Here is a 19,961-nt window from a genome sequence, read left to right on the forward strand (position 1 = left end):
TTCGTTACTACCTACTTAACTGTGTATTACATGCCCGCTTCCCAAAAGACTTGAATAATGCCTTTTGCGATAAAGCCAGCACAACCTAAAAATAAAACCAACCAAACGAACCAGCGGCCATACTTGGGTACGTTGCCTTTATTTAAAACGTCTTGAATAGCTAAGCCGATCAGCAAAAACAACACAGCAATGGCAAAATTCGTCGCAAGCGTTTCAATTAATTCGTAATGTTCTGACAACATAACAGCAACACCATTTCATTAGGCCGGAAAAATAAGCGCTGATTATAGCATGCAACCGGCTCAGGTGCGAGAATGTTGCTGGATAAATGCAAGCGCCAGACGGTTGAAAATACGTGGCTTTTCAGCATGCAGCCAATGCCCAGTACCCTCAATGATTTTCATCTCTATGTTACTGAAACGAGAACGAATTTCGTCCTCGTGTTGCGCTAATAAATAATCGGAATCGCCACCTTTGATAAACAAAATCGGGCCTTCATAGTGACCGTCGCGAACGGCGCCAGAAATCGCATCGTAACAGGTATCCAAGCGCGCTAACGGTAGCCGCCACTGATAGCCTGTGTCAGTGTGCCGCAGATTTTTCAGTAAAAACTGCCGCACGCCGCGGCTGTCAATACTTTTAGCCAGCTGGCGATCGGCATCTTGACGGTTAGTCACGGCGTCTAAATCCACGCTAATAAGAGCTTCCAGAATATGCCGATGGCGCGGGTCATAAGCTACAGGAGAGATGTCCGCCGCTATGACACTAAGGGTTCTATCGGGATAGGTTAGAGCGAACTCCATCGCAATCTTACCGCCCATCGAATGCCCGACCACATGTATTTGGTGTAATTGCAAATGGTCTAAAGTGGCAGCGAGGGCTGCTGCCATACTGGCATAATCCATCTTAGCAAATTCAGGAGAATCACCGTGGTTAGGAGCATCAACTAACAGCACTGGATAATGCTCGGCTAATTCTTTTGCTAAACTTTTTAAGTTATCTAAATCGCCGAACAAACCATGCAATAGCACCACGGGGGCCTGCTGCTTAGCTGCATCTGGTGACGGGCCGAGCTGTTCAAAATTAAGAATCTGTGCGTTACTCATGTTGAATTCCTGTACCCTTGGCGTTGCTTGGGTATAATAGCGTTTTGGTGAACCTTGTAAAACCACCCACAACTTAAAAGAAGCGAACGGGGAATGACAAAACGCATTGAAATTGATGACGAATTATACCGATTTATTGCCGGTCATACACTGCATATTGGCGAGAGTGCTTCGGCTATTTTACGCCGGCTGCTAAATTTACCTGCGGTAGTAGCTACCACCAGTACCACCGAGGCTGGTAGCGAACAGCCCACTGCTGCACCGGTAGTTGCTCAGCCACCAACCACACAACAAGCGATTGTGAACGCCAGTGAGCGCACGGAAAAGTTATCTACGCCAGCCGGTCGGCAGATTTTTGATGTGATGACCCGAGCCGATTTAGCCGGGCAACGCAGCGTTGTCGCACGCTTTCTCTATATTCTTAGTATGCTTTATAAATGCCACGCTAAGCAGTTTGACCAAGTGCTGCAGATTAGCGGTCGCGACCGCCAATATTTTGCGAAATCTGAAGCTGAATTAGCGGCCAGTGGCACCAGCACTAATCCCAAGCAGATTCCGGATGCACCTTATTACGTGGTGACTAATAATAACACCACCCGCAAGAAATCGATGTTAACGCAGGTGGCACTTGAGTTAGGTTACAGCGAGCAACAGGCAGAAAAAATCAGGGACTTTTTATAATGGCGATACATGCACGGGCCGGACAGCCCGCACAAGCAGAAGATTTGACCAATATTGCGCAGTTAGTTAGCGCATATTTTGTCAATGATGTGGACCCTCGCGATCCAGCGCAACAGGTAAAATTCGGTACTTCAGGGCATCGTGGTTGTGCCTTAGACTGCTCCTTTAATGAGGCACACATTCTAGCTATCAGCCAAGCCTTGGTGCGCTATCGTGAAGAGCAGGGGATTACTGGGCCATTATTGGTGGGGCGGGATACCCATGCTTTGTCTGAAGCCGCATTTATGACGGCCCTAGAAGTTTTTATTGGTAATGGCATTGAAGTACAGGTTCAAGCCGATGATGGCTACACGCCAACGCCGGTCATCAGTCATGCAATTTTGCGTTATAACCGCGGTCGTACTCGCGATCTAGCGGACGGAGTGGTGATTACACCTTCGCACAATCCACCAACCGATGGCGGCTTCAAATACAATCCTCCACACGGTGGCCCTGCCGATACTGATGCTACCAAAGTCATTGAAAAATATGCGAATGCGTTATTATCATCAGAGCTTTTGGGCGTAGAAGCCGTGTCCTATGCTGAGGTACGAGCTAGTCGCTTACTGCAGCAAGTGGATTGGCGCCAGGCGTACATAGATAGTCTGCCTGAAGTGATTGATATGGAAGCTATCGCCAAGCAAAAGATTCGGATTGGCGTGGATGCGATGGGCGGTGCTGGCGCAAGTTATTGGGCCCTAATTGCAGAGCAATACGGCTTAGACATCGAGGTTCATAACGCCGCGGTAGATGCTAGTTTCCGGTTTATGAGCCTTGATAAAGACGGCAAAATTCGAATGGACTGTTCGTCTCCTTATGCTATGGCGTCCTTATTAAAATACAAAGATAACTACGATATCGCCGTAGGTAACGACCCTGATTATGATCGTCACGGTATAGTAACGCCTACCCATGGTTTGATGAATCCTAACCACTATTTAGCTGTTGCGATTGATTATTTGTGTTCACAGCGCCAATGGTCGTCAACTCTGGCTATTGGTAAAACCTTGGTATCTAGTGCAATGATTGATCGTGTCGTCGCTGCGCATCAACGTGAGCTGCGCGAGATGCCGGTTGGGTTTAAATGGTTTGCGCAAGAATTGCATCAGGGCATCACGGCGTTTGCCGGTGAAGAAAGTGCCGGTGCAACTTTTCTAGACAAGCAAGGGCAAGCTTGGACCACCGATAAAGACGGTATCATTTTAGCGCTATTGGCGGCTGAGATTTGTGCGGTAACAGGGCGTAACCCTAGCCAACATTACGATGATCTCTGTGCCAAGCATGGTACCAGTTATTATCAACGCGTGGATGTCAGTTCATCGAGCGAGCTGAATGCCGCTTTTGGTGATATTCGTGCCTATAAGCTAAAGATTGCTGAGCTAGCAGGTGACAGTGTGCTAGATATTACCACCAAAGCACCGGCCAACGGTGCCCTTATTGGCGGGGTTAAAGTCACCACAGCCAATGGGTGGTTTGCGGCTCGGCCATCAGGTACTGAGCCAGTGTATAAGATCTATTGTGAGAGCTTTGTCAGCGCTGAACATCTTGCTGAAATGACCAGCCAAGCTCAGCAACTGGTGCATATCTGGCTGCAGGGTTAACGCCCCGCAGCAGCTTCGTCGTCTTGATACTCTTGCTCATCAGCTAAGCTGGTGAGCAATTCATCGGAGGTTTGGGTCGGGGTTAACATCGCGTAAGCACTGTGACTTTGGTCTTCAGGTTTGGCACGGCGAGTCACACGATAGAGTGAGTAGCCGCAGACAATACTGGTGAGCACCATAATCAATAAAAAGAAGTAATCTACCGCACCAAACTGCATCAATGCTGCCACCGATGGTGCGCCTATGATTGAACCCATGCCACCTACTTTTATGATGGCCCCAGTTGCACCAACCATTTGGTCTTTATCTAAAAAGTCGTTGGTGTGAGCCATGCCGAGAGAATAGAGTGGCAGGGCGCAAGCGCCAAACAAACCTACACATAAATAGATTAACCACACCGTTTCTGAACCCAATTGTGATAACACAAAGGCCATGATGGCGGCAGTACCAGCACAGGCAGCCATAATAAAGCGTCTATCGATGCGATCTGATAATAAACCTATTGGCGCCTGTGCCAACATGCCGCCTAAAATAAAGGCGGCCATAAATAACGATACTTGCCCTACGCTTAAGCCGATATAGGTGGCGTACATCGGGCCGATGCCATAGAACATGGCATAACAAGCCTGCATGATAAAGGCACTTACCATGCCCAAAGGCACTACCTTCAGCAATGAGCGAATGGGCACTTTCTTGGCTTCGTGGGTGGTTGGTTCAACAGTCACGCTGATTAAGATCGGAATCAACGCTAAGTTGATCAGCAGGGCAACAATCGCAAAGGCAAGGAACCCAGCCGGGTCAGCAACCCCGAGAATTAATTGCCCAGCCACTAAACCACCGTAAATAAGTACTAAATAGACCGACAACAAGGTGCCACGGTTTTTATTGTCAGCCATGGTGTTAAGCCAGCTTTCCACGATCACAAAGATGGCAGAGATAGCAAAACCGGTCAAAAAGCGCATTAGGAACCAGACTACCGGATTAACCCAAATGGCTTGAATTAGAATAGAGGCAGCGGCTAAGGCTGCTAAGCCACCGAAAGCGCGAATGTAGCCAACCCGCCGAATATCTTTCGGGGCCCGCGTGGTGCCAAATAAGAAGCCGATAAAATACGCTGACATGATCACCCCGGTGGTGAGGGTACCGAAGTCTTCAATGGTAGCGCGCAAACTCAACAAGGTGCTGGTCATGCCGGTACAAATACCAATCAGGGTAATGCTGGTCAGCAGAGAGCTAATAGCGCGCAGTTGTTGTTTTAACATGGCGGCAATCCTTGTGCGTTGCGGTGTATTTTTGGGCGGCAATGATGGAAAGTTTACCACGTTGTGAAAAATTCGGAAACGTCAAGAGGTTATCCACAGCTTGTTACTTGCTCCTGGTTCGTAGGCTGTTTATGATGCACCTATTGTTCTTATCTGAGGTTGCTATGATCGCTGCAGTGATGAAACCCCTATGGCTGGCATTGACGCTAGCACTGGTCTTAGTGGCAGCTACGCCAGCGCCGGTCCAGGCGGCACTTGAGTTGACCCGCATGTATCAGGCGCAAATCGCCGTGAATGACCAATCGGTGGCACAACGTAACCAAGCGTTGCGTGAAGCACTCACCTATACCTTATTAAAAGTTTCTGGCGACGAGCAGGTGTTATCCCACGACTTAGTGCAATCGGCATTGCAAAATGTGAGTAAATTTGTGGTGCAGTATGGTTATCGGCAAGCGCCTGCAGTAACCCAGCCAAAAAGCAACTCTAGTAACCTTAGTAATGATGATACAAGTCCAGCTCCAGTGCAGGAGTTACAGCTATGGGTACAATTTGACCAACCGCAAATAGACCGTTTGTTACAAGAAGCGGGTTCTGGCGTCTGGAGTAATTTACGCCCGGAGTTGTTAATTTGGACTGTCTATGAAGACCTCAACTTGCGGCGGCGGTTACTCGGTAGTGGTGATAATCACGAGGCTAGCGAGTTCATGCAGCAGTTGGTGACACATGCCAATGCCCGCGGTTTACCCATTAAGCTGCCCTTATTAGACCTAAATGACAGTATGTCATTAAGTGTGCTTGACGTGTGGGCGCGGTTTGAGGATACCTTAGCTTTTGCCAGTAGTCGTTATAGCCCAGACGGTGTTATTACGGCTCGTGTATACCAGGCCGAGCCAACCCCCAGCGATGCCGCAATAGAAGGTGCCGCCGAGTCAGCCCCGCAATGGGTACTTGATTGGGTCTTACAATTAGGCGAGCTGCGTTGGCGGGGCGAGGTGAGTAGTTCCGAACAAGTGCAATTAGCTCAGCTTTTTATTAGTGATGTAACGGCACAATTGGCACAAAGATACCGGATCAGTAGCCATGCCGGTAGCACTCAACAATGGCAACTGCAGGTACAAAATGTCACCTCGTTAACGCAGGCTATCGCAGCCGAGCAATTCTTGTTAGCCTTGCCGTCGGTGGCAAATGTGCAAATTGAGGCTTATGGCGAGCACACCGCACAATTTAATTTATTGCTGCAAACCAATCCCGGCCAAATTCTGCAAGCTATCGATCTATCCAAGCAGATGCGACCAGTCTCGGTGCCTGGGCACGAGACTGAGCCAGCGCAACCCAATTATCGCGAACGCTTCTTGGCACCACAGACGCCAGAACAACCACCAAAAACACCGCCGATGCCGGTGTATCGTTGGGTTGGTAGCGAATGACGCAAGCCCAATTACCTCTTGCTATTCAGCTTCCTGATGATGAAACTTTTGCGACCTTTGTGGTGGGGGACAATCAGGATGCGCTAGCGCTGGCGCTTACACACACCGACACCTTACTGTACTTGTGGGGTGCTCATGGCGTGGGTAAAAGCCATTTATTACATGCCATCTGTGCAGAAACGCAAGAACCTTTGATGTACGTGTCGTTACGCGAGCTTTATGGGCAAGTGCAACCACAGGTTCTGCAGGGATTAGAGCGCTACAAGTTAATTTGTCTCGACGATATTGATAGCGTAAGCCATGATCCTGATTGGTGCTATGAGCTATTTGCCTTGTTGAATCGCTGTCGCGACCAACAAGTACAACAGCCGCAACAGGCGTCGCGATTATTGGTGACGGCGCATGCCGGGCCTGCTGCATTAGAAGTGGCCTTGGCCGATGTGCATTCGCGGTTACAGTGGGGTGTGGCACTGCAACTGAAAAGCTTAAGTGATGGCGACAAAGCGCAAGCGCTGCAACTACGAGCAAAAACCTTAGGCTTGCATTTAAGTGCAGATACTGCGCAATTTATGGTGCAGCGCTTGGGGCGTGATATGCGTACGTTGATGGCTTGCTTGAAGCAACTAGATAGAGCATCGATTGTCGCCAAACGGCGCCTAACCACGCCGTTTGTCAAACATGTCTTGGGTATTTAGGTTTGGTCTTTGAGTTTCTTCAGCCCTAAGCCCTGAGCTCGGCCTTGAGTGCGGGCGTAGCCGGTGCAGCCAACAAACGCAATACAAGTTAAGACAAGCTCGGCTACCGCTAGATATTTAGCCTCGGTAGCTACCCACAACAGCGTTAAACTATGTAAAAAATACCACATCAAAATGAAGTTGGCCCACGCATGAGTGTATGGTTTGCCGCGAATGATACCGGGCGTAGCAAACAGCAAGGGTAGTACCCAAAACAGCAACCGAAAGGTCAAACTGAGCTCGCTCGTGTGGGTGTAAAACAGTTGCCACAGCACCATAAACAATAATAATCCGATATAGCCAGTTAAAGCCATAACCCGAAACGTACGAATGGTTTCAGCAGAGGCAATAGGTTTACTGGCGTTAGCATCGTTCGTCATAGAATTCTCACCGTTGTTTGACCGTCAAGAGATGGGCTTAAGCAGCCGCTTTTAAGGTAATCGCGAGGCTGGCAACGCGCCGGCCTAGCGCAATGGCACAGGCATATTCGTCCTTACTCAACGCCGTTGCAGCATGGCTAACATGGCTGGCACCGTAAGGTGAGCCACCGGTTTGGGTGGTTTGAATAGCCGGCTCAGTGTAAGGAATACCGCATAGCATCATGCCATGATGTAACAAAGGTACCGCCATCGCTAACAAGGTTGATTCTTGCCCACTATGCATACTACTGCCAGAGGTAAACACCGCCGCAGGTTTGTCTTGTAAGCTACCTTTTAACCAAGCTCCGGCCGTGGTTTCCCAAAATTGCTGTAAATGTGCACTCATGTGACCAAAGCGAATAGGGCTACCTAAAATTAATCCGTCACATTGGTTAAGCTCATCAGCGCTAAGCTCTAAATCACGTGCGCTGGCTGGCTCACCTGGTGCTGCGACTGTGCGTAGCAGGGCAACTGCACCCGTTTGTTCAACCCCAGCAGCAATCGCATCAGCGAGTAGCTGAGTACTGCCGTTACGGCTGTAATACAAAATAATAATCTGAGTTAGGTTGGCATCTGCCATGGCTGTCGTCCTTAGGCCAGTAGCTCAAGCACAGCCTCAGGCGGACGCCCCAAGCGAGCTTGCTCAGCGCGTACCACGATGGGGCGCTCAATTAACTTCGGATGAGCCACCATAGCTTCAAGTAGAGCTTGCTCGTTGGTTTCTGCGGCCAGATTCAGCTCTTGATAAATGGCTTCTTTGGAGCGGATCAATTCCCGCGCCGAAACCATGCCGAGTTGCTTGACTAACGTAGCTAGCTGGCTTACCGTCAGCGGAGTTTTAAGGTACTCAACAATCTCAATCGATGCTCCTTGTTGCTCTAGCAACTGCAAGGTTTGTCGACTCTTCGAACAACGAGGATTGTGGTAGATGGTGACAGTAGTCATGTCTGAGTATCCTTTTGGCTAAAATCTACGTATAACAAGAATAAGAGTAAATTACGCAATAGCTTAAGGGAAAGCATATGGTTTGTCGATTATTGAAAGGCGCAGGACAACTGGCAGGTGTGGCCTTGCTTGCACTCACGTTAACGGCCTGTAGCAACGAGCCGGAGGCTGATTTCCATTCAGATCAACATGGACCAGAGCAATGGCAACAGCTGCAAGGACGTTATGTAGTGGTGAACTATTTTGCAGAATGGTGCGCGCCTTGTTTGCGCGAACTCCCTGAACTTAATGAGTTTCATCATTTGTACGGCGACCAAGTGAGCCTTTACGGGGTGAGTTTTGATGGCTTAGACAACGTCGAGCTTGCTGCCTTGCGTGAGCAATACAGTATTGAGTTTCCACTTATTCAAAATCAGCCCTTGCCGAATTTGCCGTTCGCCACCCCGAATGCGTTACCAGCTACTTATATTGTCACCCCTGCGGGTGAAGTAAAAGGGCCGTTATTAGGTGAGCAAACCATTCAATCGCTGAAAAATGCCACCGGCTTGAATTAATTACGGAGCTCGTCAACTTGCCGCTTCTGCTCCATGAGTTTATCGATGCGAGCTTGTAAGCGGCGTTTGTCGAGGTCGTGTGCGTTTTGCTTGTGGGCGCTATGGAGATAATTAATCGATTGATCGAAAGCACCATGCAGCGCTGCCAAGTCTGCTTGCACTTCGTACATGCCACTAATATTGCCATTTAATCGATAGGCCGTAGAGAGTAAATCTAAACTTACGATATCTTGCGGATTGCGTTGTAAAAAATCACGCAGTAAATCGATAGCTAGTTGAAACTTGCGCGCTTTTACCGCGGCGTTGGCAAAGTTTAAGGTAATGGTACGTTCATTAGGCTGTCGCATATAGGCTTGCTCTAGCAATCTTAAAGCCTCGTCATAGCGTTCTTGCCCTAATAAAATATCCGTTTGCACATCAAGATAGAACGTATTGCGTGGGTCTGCTTGCAGCAAAGGTGCCAGCGTTGCGGCTGCTTGCTGGTGCTGATTGTTGTCGAGATACCAAATCGCCAAACCGTAGCGAGCTGCAGTTGCATACTCAGCAACATTAGAACTCATAGCTCGTTGCAATTCAGCTTCAGATTTTTGCCGTAAATGTCTCGTTTCGGCTCGTATTTTTGCTAACCAGAATTGCTGTTCATCGCGTTTAACCACTCTTGGCATTAGCGCTACTCGCTGCCGCGTGTCAGCCACCCGTGATTCAGTATAAGGGTGGGTTTGTAAAAACTCAGGTAGGCGCGTGGCGTAGCGATACTGCTCTGCTAAGCGGCCGAAGAAATCGGGCGCGCCGTTTGGATCAAAGCCTGCTCGCGCAAGAATATCGATACCGACCCGGTCGGCTTCTTGCTCAAATTGCCGGGTGTAGTTGATTTGTACCTGTTGCGCCCCAGCCGTGGTGGTGGTCATTGCCGCCATGCCTAGGGTAGGGTTAATCACTGCCAATAATAAAGACCCTAGAAAAGCTGACATAGTGGTAGCGGAATTAGCCTGCATACGCTCCATATTTCGCACGATGTGACGTTGCGAGACGTGGGCGATTTCGTGACCTACTACCGCCGCTAATTCAGATTCAGTGCGGGCAGCAGCGATTAATCCGGTATGCACACCAATATGCCCACCAAAGAAGGCAAACGCGTTAATGGCGTCATTATTTACCCAGAAAAAAGTATAGGGGAAACGCACATTGTCGGTAACCCGAACCATACGGCTGCCCATATCATGCAGGTATTCATCTAATACCGGATCGTGAATAAGTGGCGCCGTTGCACGTATTTGTCGCATATAAAGATCGCCATAAATAAGCTCACGTTCAATCGACATGACCCCTGCGCCAGCGGTACCTATCTCTGGCAGCCGGTCTTGGGCGCAAACTGGGGTCGAGGTGGTTGCCGATAAACTTAAAAGTAAGCTTAAAGCTATCGCACTGAAAGCCCCGGCACTCGTCTTGAGCGCTGCTTTAGGAGATGTCTTTGATTTGCTAGATAGTGCTAAATGACGCTTCAACTGCATGATTTCTTACCTTAAATGATGTAGCTATGAGTCTAGTTGACTGAAAAGGTTCCGTGAATTTCAGTTCAGCTACTGTAACTCTTAGCCCGACCCAGCTATCATGTGATATCTCACAAGCAACTGCAAACGCTAACAGGCTTTTTAGCAAGGAAACTTGAACATGTTGCAATACTTAAAAGACTGGTATACCCGCAAGTTCTCAGATCCTGATGCTGTTACCTTATTCCTATTATTAGTGACTAGTTTTGCTGTCATTATCTTGTTCGGGGATATCCTAGCCCCTATCATTGTTGCCTTAGTGTTAGCCTATTTGCTTGAATGGCCGGTGCAGCGGCTACTACAAACCGGATTACCCCGGTTAACCTCGGTACTCGTGGTGTATACCGGCTTTATAGGTGTCTTTATTATCTTGTTGCTGTTCATGGTGCCAGTGATTTGGCAACAAACGGTGACGTTAGTGGCCGAGCTGCCGCAAATGCTTAGCCAACTCAAAGTATTGCTTAACCGTCTACCGGAGATGTTTCCTGGCTACATTAGCGAGGCTAATATCAATCATTATGTGCAAAGCACCACCGAGAAACTGCTCGCGTTTGGTGAGAATTTACTCAGCCAATCCCTTAGCCGTCTCGTGGGCGCCATGGCACTACTCATTTATTTGATTGTGGTGCCATTACTGGTGTTCTTTATGCTTAAGGACAAACGGCAGCTTTTGGATCACATCAACGCCATCTTGCCCAATAATCGCCGCCTTATTTCTCAAGTAAGTGATGAAATGAACCTACAGATCATGAATTACATTCGTGGTAAAGCCGTTGAGGTGGTGATAGTGGGTGTGGTGAGTTATTTATGTTTCACTTTATTTGATCTGCGCTATGCCCTATTACTCGGGGTGTTGGTTGGTTTTTCAGTGCTTATTCCTTACATAGGTGCTGCCGTAGTTACCTTACCTGTGATGCTGGTGGCCTTGTTCCAGTTTGGCTGGAGTGCCATGTTTGCTTGGGTGATGATTGCTTATCTGGTGATTCAGGCGCTCGACGGTAATGTGTTGGTGCCTTTGTTATTTTCTGAGGTGGTGAATCTCAATCCGGTTTACATCATTGCCGCAGTTTTAGTGTTTGGCGGATTTTGGGGATTCTGGGGTGTGTTTTTCGCGATTCCGCTAGCTAGTTTGGTGAAGGCGGTGATTACCGCCTTACGATCGCCGCTAACCATGGCTACTGAACCAAAGTTAGCGGACCAAGAGGCTAACAGTTAGGCACCAGCTAAGTAGTCGAGGACTACTTGGTGATGATCTTTGGTTTTAAATTTATCAAAGACATGGGCGATAGTCCCATCTTGGTTAATCAAAAAGCTCATGCGGTGAAGGCCATCATAAACCTTACCCATGAACTTTTTTTCACCCCAAACGCCAAAGGCTTCGGCCACTTGATGATCTTCATCACTAAGTAAGGTGAAATTGAGCTGATCACGTTCGGTGAATTTTGCTAAACGAGCCGGTGCATCCGTGCTAATACCTACGACGGTTAGGTTATGGGCGGCAAGTTGTTGTTGATGGTCGCGTAGTTGCTGCGCCTGCACTGTGCAACCTGGGGTCATGGCTTTTGGATAAAAATAGACTAAGACACGTTGTTGCTGCAGTAACTGCGCTAAGGCAACCTCGTTTTGTTGGGCATCAAGTAACGTAAATTGTGGGGCTTTTGCACCTGCCGCTAATGGCTTCATACTGCGCTCCTAGTTCATACATGAGTGAGAATACGATACTCATCATAAAAGATGCGCCGCAGGAGCGCAAAGAGCAATCAGCAAAGATGAACCAGCGCTTGTGTTTAGAGGGTGGTAAAAGTACCATGGAAATCAGAATGAGATTGAGGGGATAGTATGCTAACAGGCAGTATTGTTGCGCTGGTGACGCCATTTACGCAACAGGGCAATATTGATTACACAGAATTAGAAGCCTTAGTTAACTGGCATTGTGAGGCTGGTACCGATGGTATCGTTGCCATGGGTACTACGGGTGAAGCCGCGACGATGAGTCACGACGAACATGTCGATGTGGTCAGTGCAGTTGCTGAAATCGCCGCAGGGCGTATTGCAGTTATTGCTGGTAACGGCTCGAACTCTACCGCGGAAGCAGTCAATCTAACTGAGCGCATGAGCCATCTGCCTTTGGCCGGCTTTTTAAATGTGAATCCTTATTACAACAAGCCTTCGTTGCGCGGGCTTATTGCTCATTACACTGCTTGTACTCAAGCCAGCGATTTGCCACAGTTACTGTACAACGTGCCTGGGCGAACCGCGGCCGACTTGTTACCCGAACAAGTGGCTGAACTGGCTCAAATCCCGAATATTGTCGGTATCAAAGAAGCTACTGGTGATTTAACACGAGTGGCACAACTGCAAGAACTTTGCGGCAAAGATTTTATTTTATTGAGTGGTGACGATCCTACTGCCTGTGAATTCTTGTTGCGAGGTGGTCATGGGGTTATCAGTGTGACTGCGAACGTTGTGCCAGCCCAAATGAAACAGATGATTAGTGCGGCGGTAGCGGGTGAGCGCGAGCAAGCTGAGCGTATTGATAGCGAGTTGGCTGCATTGCACGAAGCTATGTTTGTACAAGCAAACCCGATACCAGTTAAGTGGGCACTAGCCTTGATGGATAAATTACGCCCAGTTTATCGATTACCGATGACTGAGCCGGAACTTCCGCAGCAACAACATATCGAACACATACTAAAACAAGCTGGATTAATCAAAGCGGAGTAAGAATGAAATTAAAATTAATCGCCTTGGCCTGCTGCAGTGCAGCCATGGCTGCTGGATGCAGTTACACCCCAGCCGGGCAAGCGCAAGGATCGTTCGAATACACAAATGTGCAGCAACGCCCAGAATTACAAGCCGCTGATGGTTTAAACAAGCCGGTTAGCACTAACCGTTACGAGATCCCACCGGTACCTGCGAGTGAGCCTATTGGTACTGAAGTCGATATTAATGCACCAGTAGTGGTTTGGCCCTTAGCTGATGGCAGCCGGGTAGAAGAAACCGAGCAACTGCCACGCATTTACTTTGATGAGCTTGAGGGGATGACTAATATTTCTGATTACGTGTGGAACTCGGCATTGCAAGGGTTACAAGCGTGTAATATTGGAGTAGCAGCCACCCAAGATAAACAAGTGATTAGTACCGATTGGCTAACCACTCAGTATCAAATAGGTGAGAACGAAACGCCCTTGCAAGTTCAACGGCGCTTTAATTTAATCATGGAAACTGCGCCACACGGTCGCACTGCGTCCTTATTGGTTGAAGTTGCAGAGCGGCAAGATAAGGGTCCAACTATTGGTGAGGTACTTGCCTCTAAACAAGATCGTGATGCCGCTGCAGGGTTGTTAAACCAAGTAGTTAGTGAAATTGCTATCATGCAATATCAAGGCGTCGGCAGCTTAACCGAAGACGGTACTTTAGCGATTGATACAGGCTTTGATGATGAAGGCTCGCCAGCGATGGTATTGGGCGCTAGCTTTAACTTCAGTTGGACCTTAATGGCCAGCGTCGTAGAAGAATTGGGCTTTGAAATTGATGACTTGAATCAGTCTACGGGCCGCTACTATTTGGATTACGATAAAGACAAGTCAGGTGCTTCAAGCCTAGCTTTTTGGCGTAGTAGCAAAGAAGGCAAGTTAGATATTGCCAATGGTAGTTATGAGTTAAAAGTGACCGGTGATAGACGTCGTACCACGTTAACTTTCTTCACCAACGGCGAAGCTTTTAGCGCGGCTGAGTTAAATCGAATTTTTGCGCCTGTAGCTGCTGAAATTAAACGCCAAAGTGAATTATAATAGGCGCTTCTTACACCTGCTTGGAGACCTAGTTGCTCATGGAAAAACGTACTGAATTGTATCGCGGAAAAGCGAAAACTGTGTTTACCACGGATAACCCAGACCGCTTGATTCTTGAATTCCGCAATGACACCTCAGCTTTTGATGGTGAAAAAGTAGAGCAGCTAGACCGTAAAGGTATGGTCAATAATAAGTTTAATAACTTTATTATGAGCAAACTTGAGGCCGCTGGCATCCCCACTCAATTGGATCAGGTATTGAGTGATACTGAAACCCTAGTCAAAAAACTTAGCATGATTCCGGTCGAGTGTGTGATTCGTAACTATGCCGCCGGGTCGTTAGTACGTCGTCTTGGGGTTACCGAAGGGCAACAGCTAAATCCGCCTACTTTTGAGCAGTTTCTGAAGAATGATGCGTTGCATGATCCTATGATCAATGAATCTTTAGCGATCAGTTTTGGTTGGGCCACCGCCGAACAATTAGCCAAGATGAAGGAATTAACCTTTAAAGTGAACCAAGTATTGCAAGCCTTGTTTGATGAGGCTGGCATGTTGTTGGTAGATTTTAAACTTGAATTTGGTGTTGATAGCGCTGGTAATATTGTCTTAGGCGACGAATTTAGCCCTGATGGTTGTCGTTTATGGGATAAAGAAACCCGCAAAAAACTAGATAAAGATCGCTTCCGCCAAGGTTTAGGTGGGGTGGTTGAAGCTTACGAAGAAGTGGCATCACGTTTAGGTGTGCCACTGTAACTAAGCGTCTTTATCACTATCCCAATCGTCATCATGCCGCTGCGAGTGTTCTACTTTCGGCGGCATTTTCATAGGTGCGGTATGGCGTAACAGCATGATATTGCCAATGACAATACCAAAAACGATAAGTAAGGCTATCCAAACCATGCGCTGGCTCCTGTCACCTCTGGGCTACAGATGGTATCGACATACCGCTGTTTTAGTTCAGTTAACTGCGCCAAGATATAGCTTTTACCAGCAATATCAGCCTCAGTTATGACTTGTCGCAATAGCTCATTGCTTAATTGTTGTTGTGCGGCTGCAGCACATTCAACATGGCTGATGTGCCAAGGTTCAGCTGCCACCCCACCTTGATAACGAGCGTAGGGAAAGAAAAAGCCAAAATCTTGTGCATGGCTCTGTAGCCATTGCCACATGGAATAGCAGGGGCCGCCCTCTTGATACTCGTTAGCAACCAGCTGTAGCTTGCTCTCATGGGCAGCAAAGGGGCGTGGGTCGTAGACATCTAAATCTGTGCCCCAATGATGGCGACTGGCGCCGGGTAGGGCAGAATAAAGCAAAATCGCCTCGACTTTTTCCCCGCTACTTAAGTGCTCGGTAGCTAGTTGTTCACCACGGTCATTGTAAATGGGGAGCTCACCATAAAACTTTCTATTCCAAATACTTAGCTGTCGGTCGAAGTCACGAAAACTCGAAGCAACAGCAACCTCAATACCGGCACTTGCCGCAGCCTTTTGCATGGCGGTAAAGGCTGCGGCCACCGGTGCTTGTAACAACACCTGCGGCGCATCAGGTAACGCCTCTAAGTGACTTGTTGTTCGACCGGTAAGTTGCGCTGCCGTTAGCATAGAAGGTGCTCCAGAATGCGCTCATAAATATCTGTGAGAAGTTCCAGATCTTGTTCTTTAACACATTCGTTTACTTTATGGATGGTTGCGTTCACCGGACCTAGTTCAATCACTTGCGCACCCGTTGGCGCAATAAAACGGCCATCCGAGGTACCACCAGCAGTAGATAACTCAGTTGTGCGCGCCGTGATTTCCGTGATCGCCATTTGGGTTGCTTCTAGTAAGCGTCCTGATTCGGTAAGAAAAGGCTCACCGTTTAGCTTCCATTGCAATGAGTAATCAAGGTCGTGCGCATCTAGAATGGCGATAACCCGTTGTTTTAAACTTGTGGCAGTACTTTCAGTACTGAAACGGAAATTAAACTGCAGATGAAATTCACCAGGAATAACATTGCCGGCGCCGGTGCCAGCATGCAGATTGGAAATCTGAAAACTAGTAGGTGGAAAGTACTGATTGCCATCATCCCAATGTTCAGCACATAACTCGGCGATGGCAACAGCGGCTTTGTGTACCGGATTTTCGGCTAAATGGGGATAAGCCACATGACCTTGAATACCAAACACCACCAAATCACCAGTGAGGCTGCCGCGACGGCCATTCTTTACAACATCGCCGACGTGGTTTGTACTTGAGGGCTCTCCTACTAGGCACCAGTCGATCTTCTCTTGTCTCGCTTCTAACGTCTCGATGACCTTGGGCGTGCCATTGATAAACGGGCCTTCCTCATCACTGGTAAGTAGAAACGCAATACTACCTTGATGATCCGGGTGTTTCTGCACAAAACGTTGGGTGGCTTTAACCATCGCCGCTAAACTGCCTTTCATGTCAGCAGCCCCACGGCCGTACAAATAGCCCTCGTGGCGAGTAGCAGCAAAAGGCGGGAAGCGCCACGCATGTTCTGCTCCAGCTGGGACCACATCGGTATGCCCAGCAAAACAGAATAACGGAGCCTTGGTACCACGGCGGGCCCACAGGTTGGTGGTATCAGCGAACACCATAGACTCCAATTTGAACCCTAACGGTTGCAGATAACTCCCAATAAGCTCCTGACAACCTTCATCGGCGGGGGTTACCGAGGGGCGCTGAATAAGCTCACAAGCTAATTCAATGGTACTCATGGGGTAAGCTCTAAAAATTGTTGCCAAGCAGTACTATTAAAACCAGTCAAGTAGCGGTCTTCTTGTGCTAGCAAAGGCCGTTTCATTAGTGTGGGATACTGCTGTAACAAGGCAACGATAGCGTCATTGTCGCCTTGTTTCACACTTTGTTGCTGGGCACTGGTTAATTCTCGCCAACTGGTACTGCGCTTATTGACTAAAGCATCCGCTCCCAGTTGCTGTAGCCAGCTACTTAAAGTGGTGCTAGCGACGGGTTCGACCCGCACATCGTGAAAGCGATAGGTTATTTGGTGTTGTTCTAACCATTTGCGTGCTTTTCGCACGGTGTCACAATTGGTGATGCCATAGACAGAAAGGCTCATGGATAAGGTCTCTTGTTATCGTTTAGTGTTACCAGTTATTCTACTATTGTAGTGTTCATCGCAGCATTGATCTACTATAACGACATTCTGGCAAAGGCGCTGTGAATTCTCCACAAATTATGTGGATAACTCTGTGGGTTAGCTGCTTTGAACTAAGTAAGCCATTGAAAATTATAGCAAAAGTTTTGTGGTTGAATAGTGACCAGTTTGTCTGAAGAATGATCTGTCAAGGTTTATCTAAAGTATTTTCGCCGGCGACTTGGATGAACGCGGTGCGTTAACTCATTAGCATCAATAAGAGTATCCTGACTATGAGCCAATCCTTTTGGCAGAGTTTTAAAGATGGCCAAGCTTATGCTGCCATCTGGCCTAAACATTCAGTAGTAGCAGCCATGACGGAATCACGAGTGGTTCCAGCGGTTCGCTTAGCTGCGCGCTGGATGCCAGCCCTAGCTGTGCTGAACTTTGTGTTGCAGTGGCAGTTACAAGGGCAGGCGATGCAACCGCAAGGCATCGTTACCTCATTATTTATGCTGAGTTTGCCGTTTCAAGGCTGGTACTGGCTGGGTAAACGCGCCAACAGCAAGTTGGATGCGCGGTTACAGCATTGGTATTTAGATTTAACGCAAAAATTGCAGGTGCAGCCGCGGCCAGAGCCGCGCTACATGGATTTGGCTAAGCTGATCCGTAAGGCGCTGCAGGAGCTACCACCGGATCAGCATTAGCAATCTTAGAACTGAAAGGTAGACCAAATAGGGGCATGATCGGACGGTTTTTCTATGCCGCGTAATTCATAGTCAATCCCACTATCAATGCATTGCTCAGCTAACACCGCAGTGGCTAAGATTAAATCAATGCGTAACCCGCGGTTATCATCAAAGCCACGTGAGCGATAATCAAACCAACTAAATTGATCCATGCTATCTGGATAGCGAGTGCGGAAGGTATCTACCAGGCCCCAATCTAGGACGCCATTAAGCCACTCGCGTTCTTCCGGTAAAAAACTGCACTTGCCGGTGCGTAACCAGCGCTTAGCATTATCGGCACCAATCCCGATATCACAATCTTGATGAGAGATGTTCACATCCCCCATCACAACTAAAGGTTGGCTAGGATCTTGTGTGGCTAAGTAAGCCATTAAATCGGCATAGAATTTTTCTTTAGCCGGAAACTTCAACGGATGGTCACGGCTTTCGCCTTGCGGAAAATAACCATTTAAAATGCGTACACTACGACCATCGTCGCTTTCATAGTCGCCCATAATCATGCGCCGTTGTGCATCCTCAGCGTCTCCAGCAAAGCCGTACTGGACATTAGTGAGTGGTTTTTTACTGAGTAAGGCAACGCCATAGTGGCTTTTCTGGCCAAAGAAGACCACGTGATAGCCCATCGCCTCAACGTCTGCGAGCGGAAATTGTTCATCATGAACTTTGGTTTCTTGTAACCCAATAACATCGGGTTGGTGTTTGTCGATTAAAGCTTGTAGCTGGTGCAATCTGGCACGAAGACCGTTGATATTAAAAGAAATTAATTTCATCAAAAACTCTCATTTCGGTTCATTCTAGAAGTTATCGGCAAGCATAGCAGATTGCCGCAATCGGTGCGACAGTGGGCTGCCTTGGGGTATTAATTCAGGTATACTCGAAGCATAAATTATCAAAAATCATTAGGTTGTATTACAGGGCAGTGAATCATGGCAGGCGATTTAATTCGGGTACGAGCTGGACGACAGGCGTGGCAGCAGATTAAAGAACAGGGGTTGCGACAACAAGATATTGAGTTGTTGCTTGGTGCTTCTGGTGGGCCTAAGTGGTTTATATTGCAAGGCTTAGATCGCTATTTCTTTGGTGATTTCTTTGCCGCACGGCAGCGTCCGTTGAATACTTTAGGAACTTCCGCTGGCGCTTGGCGTTTCGCCAGTTTAGGCCAGCAAGATCCTGTTGCAGCAAGTGACTTGTTTTGTCGCTTGTACCGAAGCCAAACTTACAGTGCTAAACCTGATGTTGCGGAAATCACCGAAGAGGCACGCAAGTTATTGCATGAGTACATTCCTGATGCCGCAGTGGCTGATATTTTACAACAGGATCGATTTCATCATCATTGGATCGTGACTCGTTGTCGTGGACTTACTGCGCACGAAGGCAAACGTCAACTGCTGGGCTTATTAGGCTCGGCCGCCGCCAACAGCGTTAGCCGTAAGTGGTTGGGACGCTTTTATGAGCGGGTGGTTTTTCATCATCCGCATGCAAGTGCTGAGTTTAGTCGCGCTTGGCGTGATATGCCGACGGTACATGTTCCGTTAAGCGAGCAAAATTTTAAACCAGCCTTGCTAGCAACGGGCTCCATTCCCATGGTCTTGGCTGGAGTAAAAGATATTATTGGGGCACCAGCAGGTACCTATCGCGATGGCGGTATTACGGACTATCATTTTGATGTCGATTTGTCTGCCGTACCTGGATTGGTGCTGTATCCGCATTTTCATCAACAGGTGGTACCAGGTTGGTTTGATAAGAACTTAGGCTGGCGGCGTACGCATGGTAAACAATGGCCTAATGTGATCTTAATCACGCCAACAGACGAATTCATTGCGTCATTACCTTATGGCAAAATTCCAGATCGTACAGATTTTGCTAAGTTGTCGGTTCCTGATCGTTTTGCTTATTGGCAGCAAGCAGTACAGCAGGGACAGCAACTAGCAGCGCAGCTACAGGAATGGATTGAAAGTGGTGAAATTCGCAACAAAGTGGCCTTGTGGTCTTAGGAGAACAG

24 protein-coding genes are annotated in these 19,961 nt (G+C 48.1%); 11 read left to right on the forward strand and 13 right to left on the reverse strand.

What is annotated here, in order from left to right; translation table 11 throughout:
* Window positions 1–26: 26 nt before the first annotated feature.
* Window positions 27–242: a DUF2788 domain-containing protein gene (locus tag KGF88_RS03130; RefSeq protein ID WP_153826052.1), complete on the reverse strand. Its 216-nt coding sequence runs from the start codon at window positions 240–242 to the stop codon at window positions 27–29.
* A gap of 60 nt (window positions 243–302) precedes the next feature.
* A complete protein-coding gene (locus KGF88_RS03135) occupies window positions 303–1,106 on the reverse strand; it encodes an alpha/beta fold hydrolase (RefSeq protein WP_153826053.1) in 804 nt (267 codons plus the stop codon).
* Window positions 1,107–1,199: 93 nt separating this feature from the next.
* Between KGF88_RS03135 and seqA the strand changes: the two genes are divergently transcribed.
* Both seqA and pgm read left to right on the forward strand, forming a co-directional pair.
* Window positions 1,200–1,787 carry a replication initiation negative regulator SeqA gene (seqA, locus tag KGF88_RS03140; RefSeq protein ID WP_153826054.1) on the forward strand — a complete coding sequence of 196 codons (588 nt, stop codon included), beginning with the start codon at window positions 1,200–1,202 and terminating at the stop codon, window positions 1,785–1,787.
* Window positions 1,787–3,427, forward strand: coding sequence for a phosphoglucomutase (alpha-D-glucose-1,6-bisphosphate-dependent) (gene pgm, locus KGF88_RS03145; protein WP_153826055.1), 1,641 nt, complete (start codon window positions 1,787–1,789; stop codon window positions 3,425–3,427). Before seqA ends, pgm begins: the two co-directional genes overlap by 1 nt.
* On the opposite strand, the gene KGF88_RS03150 is transcribed toward pgm, so the two are convergent.
* Complete coding sequence (locus KGF88_RS03150) at window positions 3,424–4,689, reverse strand: MFS transporter (protein WP_153826056.1); 1,266 nt, start codon at window positions 4,687–4,689, stop codon at window positions 3,424–3,426. The genes pgm and KGF88_RS03150 overlap by 4 nt on opposite strands.
* A 131-nt stretch (window positions 4,690–4,820) precedes the next feature.
* On the opposite strand from KGF88_RS03150, the gene KGF88_RS03155 reads away from it, so the two are divergent.
* Together KGF88_RS03155 and hda are read left to right on the forward strand one after the other, a co-directional pair.
* Window positions 4,821–6,116, forward strand: coding sequence for a DUF2066 domain-containing protein (locus KGF88_RS03155; RefSeq protein ID WP_162014494.1), 1,296 nt, complete (start codon window positions 4,821–4,823; stop codon window positions 6,114–6,116).
* Window positions 6,113–6,811 (forward strand): DnaA regulatory inactivator Hda, encoded by a 699-nt coding sequence (gene hda, locus KGF88_RS03160; protein WP_110075311.1) that lies wholly within the window; start codon window positions 6,113–6,115, stop codon window positions 6,809–6,811. Before KGF88_RS03155 ends, hda begins: the two co-directional genes overlap by 4 nt.
* Here hda and KGF88_RS03165 read toward each other — a convergent pair.
* From KGF88_RS03165 to arsC, 3 genes are read right to left on the reverse strand one after another with little or no spacing between them, the layout of a single operon-like run.
* The gene (locus tag KGF88_RS03165; protein WP_228759457.1) at window positions 6,808–7,230 is read right to left on the reverse strand and encodes a DUF2069 domain-containing protein; all 423 of its coding nucleotides are present in this window, start codon (window positions 7,228–7,230) and stop codon (window positions 6,808–6,810) included. The genes hda and KGF88_RS03165 overlap by 4 nt on opposite strands.
* Window positions 7,231–7,267: 37 nt before the next feature.
* Complete coding sequence (locus tag KGF88_RS03170) at window positions 7,268–7,849, reverse strand: flavodoxin family protein (RefSeq protein ID WP_153826058.1); 582 nt, start codon at window positions 7,847–7,849, stop codon at window positions 7,268–7,270.
* Between the two features lie 11 nt (window positions 7,850–7,860).
* Entirely contained in the window at window positions 7,861–8,214 is a 354-nt protein-coding gene (gene arsC / locus KGF88_RS03175) for an arsenate reductase (glutaredoxin) (RefSeq protein ID WP_110075309.1), read from the reverse strand.
* A gap of 77 nt (window positions 8,215–8,291) precedes the next feature.
* Between arsC and KGF88_RS03180 the strand changes: the two genes are divergently transcribed.
* Entirely contained in the window at window positions 8,292–8,768 is a 477-nt protein-coding gene (locus KGF88_RS03180; RefSeq protein ID WP_110075308.1) for a TlpA family protein disulfide reductase, read from the forward strand.
* Here the strand turns inward: KGF88_RS03180 and KGF88_RS03185 are convergent.
* Entirely contained in the window at window positions 8,765–10,279 is a 1,515-nt protein-coding gene (locus KGF88_RS03185; protein ID WP_153826059.1) for a M48 family metalloprotease, read from the reverse strand. The two genes, KGF88_RS03180 and KGF88_RS03185, sit on opposite strands and share 4 nt — an antisense overlap.
* A gap of 160 nt (window positions 10,280–10,439) precedes the next feature.
* Between KGF88_RS03185 and KGF88_RS03190 the strand changes: the two genes are divergently transcribed.
* On the forward strand, window positions 10,440–11,534 hold the full coding sequence (locus tag KGF88_RS03190) for an AI-2E family transporter (RefSeq protein WP_153826060.1): 1,095 nt from the start codon (window positions 10,440–10,442) through the stop codon (window positions 11,532–11,534).
* On the opposite strand, the gene bcp is transcribed toward KGF88_RS03190, so the two are convergent.
* On the reverse strand, window positions 11,531–12,001 hold the full coding sequence (bcp, locus tag KGF88_RS03195; protein WP_110075305.1) for a thioredoxin-dependent thiol peroxidase: 471 nt from the start codon (window positions 11,999–12,001) through the stop codon (window positions 11,531–11,533). The genes KGF88_RS03190 and bcp overlap by 4 nt on opposite strands.
* 156 nt (window positions 12,002–12,157) lie before the next feature.
* On the opposite strand from bcp, the gene dapA reads away from it, so the two are divergent.
* From dapA to purC, 3 genes are read left to right on the forward strand one after another with little or no spacing between them, the layout of a single operon-like run.
* A complete protein-coding gene (gene dapA, locus KGF88_RS03200; protein ID WP_153826061.1) occupies window positions 12,158–13,042 on the forward strand; it encodes a 4-hydroxy-tetrahydrodipicolinate synthase in 885 nt (294 codons plus the stop codon).
* 2 nt (window positions 13,043–13,044) lie between these two features.
* Complete coding sequence (gene bamC / locus KGF88_RS03205; RefSeq protein ID WP_153826062.1) at window positions 13,045–14,112, forward strand: outer membrane protein assembly factor BamC; 1,068 nt, start codon at window positions 13,045–13,047, stop codon at window positions 14,110–14,112.
* A 38-nt stretch (window positions 14,113–14,150) separates the two neighbouring features.
* Window positions 14,151–14,864: a phosphoribosylaminoimidazolesuccinocarboxamide synthase gene (gene purC, locus KGF88_RS03210; RefSeq protein WP_153826063.1), complete on the forward strand. Its 714-nt coding sequence runs from the start codon at window positions 14,151–14,153 to the stop codon at window positions 14,862–14,864.
* Here purC and KGF88_RS03215 read toward each other — a convergent pair whose 3' ends face one another.
* Genes KGF88_RS03215 through KGF88_RS03230 form a run of 4 tightly spaced genes read right to left on the reverse strand, consistent with a single transcriptional unit; the run spans window position 14,865 to window position 17,192 of the window.
* Window positions 14,865–15,011 carry a DUF2897 family protein gene (locus KGF88_RS03215; RefSeq protein ID WP_110075301.1) on the reverse strand — a complete coding sequence of 49 codons (147 nt, stop codon included), beginning with the start codon at window positions 15,009–15,011 and terminating at the stop codon, window positions 14,865–14,867. It abuts the gene before it with no gap.
* Entirely contained in the window at window positions 14,999–15,712 is a 714-nt protein-coding gene (locus tag KGF88_RS03220) for a M15 family metallopeptidase (protein ID WP_153826064.1), read from the reverse strand. The genes KGF88_RS03215 and KGF88_RS03220 overlap by 13 nt, the downstream gene beginning before the upstream one ends.
* On the reverse strand, window positions 15,706–16,830 hold the full coding sequence (gene dapE / locus KGF88_RS03225) for a succinyl-diaminopimelate desuccinylase (RefSeq protein ID WP_153826065.1): 1,125 nt from the start codon (window positions 16,828–16,830) through the stop codon (window positions 15,706–15,708). The genes KGF88_RS03220 and dapE overlap by 7 nt, the downstream gene beginning before the upstream one ends.
* Window positions 16,827–17,192 (reverse strand): ArsC family reductase, encoded by a 366-nt coding sequence (locus KGF88_RS03230; protein ID WP_153826066.1) that lies wholly within the window; start codon window positions 17,190–17,192, stop codon window positions 16,827–16,829. Before KGF88_RS03230 ends, dapE begins: the two co-directional genes overlap by 4 nt.
* A gap of 311 nt (window positions 17,193–17,503) precedes the next feature.
* On the opposite strand from KGF88_RS03230, the gene yfbV reads away from it, so the two are divergent.
* Window positions 17,504–17,917, forward strand: coding sequence for a terminus macrodomain insulation protein YfbV (yfbV, locus tag KGF88_RS03235; RefSeq protein WP_153826067.1), 414 nt, complete (start codon window positions 17,504–17,506; stop codon window positions 17,915–17,917).
* Between the two features lie 5 nt (window positions 17,918–17,922).
* Here yfbV and xthA read toward each other — a convergent pair whose 3' ends face one another.
* A complete protein-coding gene (gene xthA / locus KGF88_RS03240; protein WP_153826068.1) occupies window positions 17,923–18,729 on the reverse strand; it encodes an exodeoxyribonuclease III in 807 nt (268 codons plus the stop codon).
* 156 nt (window positions 18,730–18,885) lie between these two features.
* On the opposite strand from xthA, the gene KGF88_RS03245 reads away from it, so the two are divergent.
* Window positions 18,886–19,953 (forward strand): alpha/beta hydrolase, encoded by a 1,068-nt coding sequence (locus KGF88_RS03245; protein WP_153826069.1) that lies wholly within the window; start codon window positions 18,886–18,888, stop codon window positions 19,951–19,953.
* Window positions 19,954–19,961 lie beyond the last annotated feature (8 nt).

The sequence above is a fragment of the Idiomarina loihiensis genome, from assembly GCF_024584785.1.
Lineage (GTDB): Bacteria > Pseudomonadota > Gammaproteobacteria > Enterobacterales > Alteromonadaceae > Pseudidiomarina > Pseudidiomarina fusca.